7 protein-coding genes are annotated in these 8,688 nt (G+C 70.5%); all 7 read right to left on the bottom strand.

The window, feature by feature from the left end; translation table 11 throughout:
* Positions 1 to 87 precede the first annotated feature (87 nt).
* Positions 88 to 1,227: a HAMP domain-containing sensor histidine kinase gene (locus H0W38_RS10520; RefSeq protein ID WP_292453639.1), complete on the bottom strand. Its 1,140-nt coding sequence runs from the start codon at positions 1,225 to 1,227 to the stop codon at positions 88 to 90.
* 48 nt (positions 1,228 to 1,275) lie between these two features.
* Positions 1,276 to 2,292, bottom strand: coding sequence for a glycosyltransferase family 4 protein (locus H0W38_RS10515; protein WP_292453636.1), 1,017 nt, complete (start codon positions 2,290 to 2,292; stop codon positions 1,276 to 1,278).
* Positions 2,285 to 3,382 carry a glycosyltransferase family 9 protein gene (locus H0W38_RS10510; protein WP_292453646.1) on the bottom strand — a complete coding sequence of 366 codons (1,098 nt, stop codon included), beginning with the start codon at positions 3,380 to 3,382 and terminating at the stop codon, positions 2,285 to 2,287. Before H0W38_RS10510 ends, H0W38_RS10515 begins: the two co-directional genes overlap by 8 nt.
* 77 nt (positions 3,383 to 3,459) lie before the next feature.
* Positions 3,460 to 4,434: a glycosyltransferase gene (locus H0W38_RS10505; RefSeq protein WP_292453643.1), complete on the bottom strand. Its 975-nt coding sequence runs from the start codon at positions 4,432 to 4,434 to the stop codon at positions 3,460 to 3,462.
* 206 nt (positions 4,435 to 4,640) lie between these two features.
* Entirely contained in the window at positions 4,641 to 6,503 is a 1,863-nt protein-coding gene (locus tag H0W38_RS10500; protein WP_292453634.1) for a carbamoyltransferase C-terminal domain-containing protein, read from the bottom strand.
* Positions 6,500 to 7,708, bottom strand: a complete 1,209-nt coding sequence (locus H0W38_RS10495; RefSeq protein WP_292453631.1) for a glycosyltransferase family 9 protein — start codon at positions 7,706 to 7,708, stop codon at positions 6,500 to 6,502. The genes H0W38_RS10500 and H0W38_RS10495 overlap by 4 nt, the downstream gene beginning before the upstream one ends.
* Entirely contained in the window at positions 7,705 to 8,364 is a 660-nt protein-coding gene (locus H0W38_RS10490) for a D-glycero-alpha-D-manno-heptose-1,7-bisphosphate 7-phosphatase (RefSeq protein ID WP_367161893.1), read from the bottom strand. The genes H0W38_RS10495 and H0W38_RS10490 overlap by 4 nt, the downstream gene beginning before the upstream one ends.
* Positions 8,365 to 8,688: the final 324 nt, after the last annotated feature.

Below are 8,688 nucleotides of genomic sequence, written 5' to 3'. Positions count from 1 at the left end.
CTGCCTGCCTGCCTGGGTCGGACAGGTCTGCGTCCTCCCAGCGAATGGCGCCGGCAGGCAGTGGCGCCCTACGGCAGGCCGGCGGCGTCAAGCAGGCGTGGGCGCGGACTGCACAAGCGGCAGGCGCACGGTGAACACGCTGCCCTTGCCGCGGCCTTCGCTGTACACCGAGACGATGCCGTGGTGCGCTGCGACGAGGCTCTTCACCAGCGCCAACCCGATGCCCAGGCCACCGCTGGCCGAGGAAGCGGTGCGCGACTCCTGCGTGAAGAGATCGAAGATGCGCGGCAGCATGTCGGTGGCAATGCCCTGGCCGGTGTCTTCGACGCGGATCACCGCGGCGTCCGCTTCGACGGTGGCCTTGATCCAGACCTGCCCGCCTGGCGCGGTGTACTTGATCGCGTTGTTGAGCAGGTTGACGATGATCTGCTCGAAGCGCGACGGGTCGGCCTCCATGACGATGGGCACCGGTGGCAACAGCGCGTGCAGCGCAAGCCCGCGCTCCTTCGCGGCCGGGCGGCACAACTCGATCGCCTGAGAGAGCGCCGCCTGCAAGGGCAGCGGCTCGACGCGCAGCTCGAGCTTGCCGACGTCGATGCGGGTCACGTCCATCATGTCGTCGACCAGCCGCTTGAGCAGCGCGAGCTGGCGGTCGATCACCTGCAAGGGATAGCGCATGCGCTCGTCGCCGCCTGCCATGCGGATGAGCTGGGCGGCGCTGGTCAGCGGCATCAGCGGGTTGCGCAGCTCGTGGGCCAGGGTCGCGATGAAGACGTCCTTTTCCCGTTCGGCATCGATCAGCACGGCGACCCGGTTCTCCAGGGTTTCGATTTGCACGCGCAGGTCGGTGCGGTTGCGCATGAGCTTGGCGTAGCCGAGCAGGCGGCCATCGCATTCGCGCAGCGCGCTGACCATGCCGCTGATCCACACGCGCGAGCCGTCCTTGCGCAGATGCCAGCGGTCGTCGACCGAGTCACCGGTCTCGGCCGCCGTGAGCAACTCATGGCCGTCGAGGCCGAGCGCGCGGTCTTCGAGCGTGAACGTGCGATCGAGCGGGCTGCCGATCAACTCGCTTGCGGCATAGCCCAGCGTCTCCTGCACGGCGCCGAACACCGCAACGACTTTCGCGTCGGCGTCGAGCAGCAGGAGGGCATGGCCGCTCATCTGCGCCTGCCACAGTGCATACAGGCGGTCGATGTCGGGTAAGGGAGGATTGCCGTCGGTCATGCCTGCACAGTGCGGCAAGCCGCATGCCGTGCGCGATCGGCGAGCCGGTCAGGCCACGATGCTGTCGAGTGCCGCGAGCCAATCCGCCACGAAGCGCTCGATGCCGAACCGCTCTTCGGCGGTGCGCCGCGCCGCCTCGCCCATGCTGCGGGCCTGCGCCGGATCAGCGAGCAACTGCTTCATGGCGGTGGCCAGCCGGTCGGGTCGGGTGTCGATGAAACCGTTCTCGCCGTTGCGAATGACGGTGACGAGTTCGGTCGTCGCCAGGCCGACGATGGGCAGGCCGACCATCATCGCCTCGATCACCGCAAGGCCGAGGCTGGTGTAGCGGATCGGGTTGAAGAAGAAGCGGTGCTCGGCCATCAACCCCGGCAGGCGCAGCTGATTCACCTCCCCGAAGATCTCGCCGCGGCTTTCGCTGCGACGGTCCGTGGCACTCGCACCGGGACGCGCTGTCGAGCGGCGATCTGCCTGCAGCTCCTCGCTGCCCATGCCGGCGAGCGACAGCGGCACCTCGCGGGCCATGTCGCGGTAGATATCCAGGCCGAGCCGGCGCCCACGCCGGGCCATGTTGTTCACGACGGCGATGCCGCACTCGCGCTCGCCGGTGTAGCGCGCCGGCACGAGAAGCTTGACGCCATGTTCGATCACTCGCACCGGGCTGGCGCCGCTGTCCCACATCAGCGCGTTGAAAGGCGTCACGTGGACCAGCAGTACCTCGGGGTCGTCCACCCAGTGTTTCGTGGCGGTGGGGTGCTCCTGCGGCGGATCGTGTTCCAGGTAGATGCAGGGCAGGCGACGCTGCGCCTCGCTCAGCAACTTGTGGCGGTCGTCCTCCCACTCGGAGCGCGACTGGAACAGCAGCACGTCGAAGGGCGTCTCGTGCAGGCGATCGACCGGCGCCTCATGAACGTTGTCGCCCCAGGGCAGGCTGCCGCCGCGGCCGCTGCGGTGAGCGGACCGTTCGGCGTCGGTGGCGAGGTACCACTCGTGCGGCACCTGCGTCAGGTTGTAGAGGTAATTGCCGTGGACGTGCCACGTGAGGATGCGCAGGCGCCTAGACATGCAGGACGTGCTCCAGAGGCGCCGCGCGGCGCGGCGCCGGCTGCAGCGCGCGCATCACGTCGGCCACTTCGATGGCGGTGGCACAGCCATGGTCGAAGGGGCACACCGAGTGGCTGCAGGGCCGGCAGGCCATCGGCTGCCACAGCACCGGGTGGCGTTCGCGGGCCAGCGGCGCCCAGCGCGCCACGTCGGCGCCGCAACTCACCACCACGCTCGGCCGGCGCAGCGCCGCGGCGATGTGCGAGAGGCCGGTGTCGTTGCAGACCACGCGCTCGGCGCCTTCGATCAGCGCGCCCAGCGTCCACAGCGTGGTCCGCCCGACCAGCTTGACGGGCTCGTGCCGCATGCGCACCGCCAGCGACTCGACCAGGTCGGCCTCGGGCGCGCCACCGGTCAGCACGACGGTCGCGCCGTCCTCGGCGAGCCGGTCGGCCACTTCGGCGAAGCGCTCCAGCGGCCAGCGCCGCGAGGGCAGTTGCGCGCCGGCGTGCACGCACACGTAGCGCCGGCCTTCGCGCGCGCCGGGCCAGATCTCGGCGAGCGCTTCACGGTCTTCCTCGAGCACGGGAAAGCCGAGCTGCGTGCCGCGCCGTGGCAGCCCGAGATGGTCGGTCAGGCCGAGCAGGCGGTGGATCTCGTGGCCCTGCTCGGGCCAGGGCGCGTAGAGCGCGGCGTCGTCGGTGGGCCGCCAGGCGTGCTCGTTGAAGAAGCCCGCGGTCTGTCGCGCGCCGAAGCTCGCTACCAACGGGTTGACGATGCCGCCGCTGCCATGCAGTTGCAGCGCGAGGTCGAAGCGCTGCGCCTGCACCTGGGCCAGGAAGTCGGGCAAGGCCCGCGGATCGCAGGGCACTTCGGGCAGGCCGGGGTAGCCGGGAAAGGCGATGAAGTCGTCGACGCAGTCCAGCCGCTGCACCAGCGCGCGAGCCCACGGCAGGCCGATCAGGGTGATGCGCGCGTGCGGAAAGCCGTGGCGCAGCGCGCGCAGCGCCGGCACCGCGCACAGCATGTCGCCGAGCATCAGGGCGCGAAAGACAGCGATGCGCTCGATCGGGCCGTCGAGCGGCGGTGCGGTGCGCGTGCGGCGCTCCATGACGGGAGCGCTCTCCGGCAAAGCGACCGGCTCGCTCGGCGCCGGGCTGCCGTTGCGACGCGACAGGGAGGAGCCGCTCACAGGAACGCCGCCCGGAAATGGATTGCGCCGCGCAGCCGCCAGTACACCGAGAGAAACGGAATGAGCGCCGAGGTGAGCAGCATTTCGCCGATGTGCTCCGGCGTGAGCGCCGTATGGCGCAGCCGCTGCACGGCCAGGTGCAACACGAAGGCCCCGGCCAGCAGCGCAGCGGTGATCGCGGCGGATGCTTGGCCGGCCAGCAGCAGCAGCGGTGTCGCCAAGGCGAGGGCCACGATCAGGTAGTAGTTCCAGGGCGGCACGCGGCGGATGCGCTGCCGGTACTGCTGCGGGTGCTTCTTGTAGAGCAGCGCATCGAAGTAGGCGTTGCGCTGCTGGCGCAGGCACACACCCCAGCGTTCGGGGCGCACGGGGTGCTGCACGACGGCCTCCTCGCAGCGCCCGACCGGCCCGCACTCGTCCATGAGGCGGAACTGCAGATCGGAGTCTTCGCGCCAGGCGCGCTGGAAGCGTTCGTCGAAGCCGCCGATGCGCACCAGCGCATTGCGCCGCACGAAGGCGTTCGCAGTGACGAACTCCGCCGACTCAAGGCCCCGGGTCATGCGCTCGTGGTCGGTGGGCCGCCGGCGCGGGTCGGCGCACGGCACCTGCACACGGCCGCACAGACCCGACAGGCCGCCCTCGGCCATGGCCCGCTCGCCATTCGCCAGCCACCCGGGCGCGGGGATCGTGTCGTCGTCGGTGAAGACCACCAGCGCACCGAATCCGGCACGCCAGCCGCAGTTGCGGGCGATGGCCGGGCCACGGCCGTGGGCGGGGCGCAGGTAGCGCAGCGCCGGACCGGCGGGGTGAGCTGCGGCCAGGGCTTCGACGGCGGCCTGCGTGCAATCGTCGTGGCCGTCGTCGACGACGATGACCTCGAAGGATTCGGGAGGCAGTTGCTGGGCAAGCACCGCGTCGAGGCAGCGACGCAACAGCTCGGGGCGCTTGTAGGTGGGGATGACGACAGACAGGCGCGGGGTTGTAGAGCTGCCCCGCTCGAGGGCACGGCGATGTCGAGCGACTTGCGCCGGCTCTGCCTCGGTTCGTCTCTCACTGACTGACGGCTCCGCATGACCCCCTCTCCCTCCGCCGCCACCCTCAACCCGGCCCTCTCCCAAAGGGAGAGGGAGCGAAGACTCTGCCGAGCCGCTCATGCCACGCGCACTGTTCATGTCGCTCATGCCGCACCTCCCTTCTCCACCAGAAACGACCCGATCACCAAGGCATCCAGCGGCGTGCTGAAGAAGGCCTCGATCGCATCGCGCGGCGTGCACACGATGGGCTCGCCGCGCACGTTGAAAGACGTGTTCACCAGCACCGGCACACCGGTGCGGCGGCCGAAAGCCTGCAGCAGCGCGTGGAAGCGCGGGTTGGTCGCGGCATCGACCGTCTGCACGCGCGCGGTGCGGTCGCTGTGGCAGGCGGAGGGAATGCGCGCCTCCTGGCCCGGCTTCGTGTCGTAGATGAAGAGCATGAACGGCGAGCGGCCGCCGTTCGCCTCGGCCGGCGAGAACCAGTTCGCCAGTTCGTCCTGCGGCAGCGCCGGCGCCACGGGGCGGAAGTCTTCCCGGTCCTTGAGCTCGTTCAGGCGCTGCTGCATGGCCGGATCGATCGGCGAGGCGAGGATGGAGCGGCCACCGAGGGCGCGCGGGCCGAATTCCATGCGGCCCTGGAACCAGCCGATGATGCGGTTGTCGGCGAGCAGTTCGGCGGTCGCCTCGGGGATGCCTTCGGTGCTGCCGAGGCGCCGGTAGCTCAGCTTGGCCCAGCGCAGCAGCGGCTCGATCTCGTCGTCCTCGAAGCCGGGGCCGAGATAGACATGCTCCATGCGCCAGCGGCCCGGGTGGAGCGCCACCGACGCCGGCCGGTCGGTGCCGGGGAGCGCGGCTCCCTCGCCCCTCAAGGGGGAGAGGGGGGCTGCCTCGCCCAGCGCGGGCACCTTGTCCGAACGCTCGCGCGCGTCGACCCACAACGCCGCGCCGAGCGCCGTGCCGGCATCGCCTGCTGCAGGCTGCACCCAGACCGCTTCGAACACCCGGCTGTCGCGCAGCCGCGCATTCATCACGCAGTTGAGCGCCACCCCGCCGGCCATCGCGAGCTGCCGCTCCCCGCTGGCTTCGCGCAGCCACACGGCCAGCTTGTGCACCGTCTCCTCGAGCACCTGCTGCAGCGAGGCGGCCAGATCGAAGTGGCGCGGCTCCAGCGTGCTGCCGGGCACGCGCGCCGGCCCGCACCAGGCCGGCAGGTCGAGCGTCGCAATGGTGAAAGCGCCCCCCTCGCCGACCCGCACGCGCTCGCGCAAGTGGCCGGCGTAGCGCGGGCTGCCCATGGCGGCGAGCGCCATCACCTTGTACTCGTCGCTCGAGTGCAGAAAGCCGAGGTGGCTGGTGACCTTCTCGTACAGGATGCCCAGCGAATGCGGCATGTGCACCGCGCCGAGCGGCTCGTAGCGGTCGCCGCGCCAGGCGCCGTAGGTGGTGGTGGCGCGCTCGCCGCGGCCGTCGAGCGTCATCGCGGCGCAGCGCTCGAAAGGCGCCGCGAGAAAGGCGCTGGCCTGGTGGCAGGTGTGGTGGTTGACGAAGTGCCAGCGGTAGGGCGAATGCTCGTGGCTGCCGCCGGCGAAGCGCTTCTTCAGGTGGTGCGGTGCACCGTCGACGAGCTGGCGCGGCGCGTTGACGATGTAGGCGGCGAACAGCGGGTCCCAGGGGTTCTCCCAACCGCCCTCGCCTTGTTTCACGGCGTGGGCCGAGGGTTCCAGCGGGAGCGTGAGCGTGGTCTCGCCCTTCAGCCGGTCGCCGAGAAAGTCGTGCGGATCGAAGCTGTAGGCCACGTGGTCGAGTTCGCCGAGCGTGAGGCCGGCTTCGCTGAGGCAAAAGTGGATGGCGCCGAAGGGCAGTTCCCACGCCGAGAACGGTACCGGCCGCTTGCCGTGCTTGATGCGCGAGAAGCGCTCCTCTTCCGCGGCGGCCACGCACTCGCCGTCGATCACGAGCGCGGCGGCGGAATCGTGGAAGGCGGCGTTGATGCCGAGCGTGATCATGGCGCCGCATGCGCCAGCATCGAGCGCTCCGTGGGCCGCTGCCGCAGCACGCTGCTCATCACGGCGCTGTGCAGCGGCACCGCCGGGCCGGTGCCCATGAGTTCCATCGACGCGCGCACGATGGCCTGCGGATCGACCTTTTCCAGGCAATCGTGGTGGCCCAGCGGGCATTCGCTCTTCAGGCAATTGCGGCAGGGCACGGGGTGGTTGAGCACGCGTGAACTGACTTTCCAGGGCGTGTGCTGCGGGTTGGTGAGGGCATAGAGGTCGACCACCGGCGTGGCGACCGCCGCGGCGATGTGCACCGGCCCGGTGTTGTTGCTGACCAGCACCTCGGCGCCGGCGATCAGCGCGGCCAGCTCGCCGAGTTGCAGTTCACCGGCAAGCGACAGGGAGGGCTGCGTCATGACGGCGCGCGCCTGCTCGATCAACCCGCGCTCGCCGGCATCGCCCGTGAAGATCGCCGTGCAGCCGCTCTGCTGAACGATCTGTTCGGCGGCCCGGCCGAACTGCTCGGCCGGATAGCGCCTCGACGAAGCCGTGGCGCCGGCATGCACCACGAAGTAAGGCTTGTACGGGTCGAGCCCCGCAGCGCTCAGGCGGTCGCGCAGCCGCCAGGCGTCGCCTGCTGCATAACTGAAGCGCAGCCGTTCGTCCTGCGGGTGCAGGCCGACGGTGGCGACGAGCGCGAGCTGGCGCTCCACCTCGTGGCGCATGCCGTCGCCGACCACTTCGGTGTCGACCACCCAGTCGGACAAGAGCCCGTAGGGGTTCTCGCGGCTGTGCGCCAGTCGCAGCGGAATGCCGGCCATGCGGCACAGCAGCGCAGCCGGCAGTGCGCTCTGCGTGCACACGGTGAAGACGATGGCAGCGTCGAAGGCGCCCTCGGCCAGCCGGTCGATCATTCGCGCCTCGGCCTGGCCGAGCATGGCAGTCTCGCTCGCACTGCCCGGGTGCGGCGAACGCACCCACGGCGCCTCGAAGGCGATCACGTCGTCCACCACCGGCAGGTGCGGCGCCAGGACGGCGCCCGAAGGCGATGTGAGCAAGGTGAGTCGCGCCTTGGGCAGGCTGCAGCGCACGGCGGCGAGTGCCGGCGTGGTCATGAGCAGGTCGCCGAGGTTGTCGAGCCGCACAGCCAGCACGTTGCGCGCGGCATGCCAGCGCCAGCGGGCGGTCTCGACGCGGGCGAGCTGGGCGTTCATATGGCGGCCTCGGTTGTTCGAGAAGAAAGCATTGCTCCCTCGCCCCTCACGATGCACTGCGCTGCCTCGAACAGATCGCCCACCCGATGCTGCGGTTCGCGCAGCGGCCCGCGCTGCCACAGCGTTTCATTGCCCACGTCGAGCAGCACGCTGCGGCAGCCGGCGCGGCGGCCGGCTTCGACGTCGTCGAGGATGTCGCCGACCATCCAGCTGCGCGTCAGATCGAGCCCGTGTTGGAGCGCGGCTTCGCGCAGGAGGCCGGGCATCGGCTTGCGGCAGGCACAGACGGGGCGCCCTGACGAGTCCGGCGCATGCGGGCACGCATGCACGCCGCACAGCACCACACCGGCTTCGTCGAACACCCGTCGCACCAGCGCCCGACGCAACTGCTCGAACGCCGCTCTGCTGAAGCGGCCCGTCGCCAAGCCGGGCTGATTGGTCACCACCACCAGCGCGAAGCCGGCCCGCGCCAGCAGCGCCAGACCGGCCAGCGCGTGGGGCGTGAAGCGCAGCAGCGCCGGATCGACGTTGTAGGGCACGTTCTCGACCAGCGTGCCGTCCTTGTCGATGAAGACCGCTGGCCGGCGCGCCCGGAGCGCGGGAGGGCTCGTCTCGGGCATCCGCGTCGCAAGCAAGCGCGTCTCGGACAGGCGCATTTCAGTGGTCCATGGCGCTGTGCGCCGTCCGCGAGGGATGAAACGCCAACGATCGGAGAGGGTCTGGAACCGGCCGTTTGCGGACGTTCGGCTGGACTGTCGCGCGAACGCTCGGCGCGGGCAAAGCCGTGGGCGGGTGTGCGGCGGTGCTTCGGTGCGGCGGTCGCCGCTGCGCGGCGACTGCGCTGTGCTGCTCGGGCTTGCGGGCCGTCGCACAACTCGCTGCGTTCGCTGCGCTCACTGCGCTCAGACAGGTGCGACGAGTCAGATCACGAAGCGCGCTGCGCGCGCTGCCCGCAAGCCCTGCGCTGCTCGCCGCCGCAC

It is taken from the genome of Methylibium sp. (assembly GCF_013817365.1).
Lineage (GTDB): Bacteria > Pseudomonadota > Gammaproteobacteria > Burkholderiales > Burkholderiaceae_C > Methylibium.
This window is presented reverse-complemented; position numbering and strand designations above follow the sequence as displayed.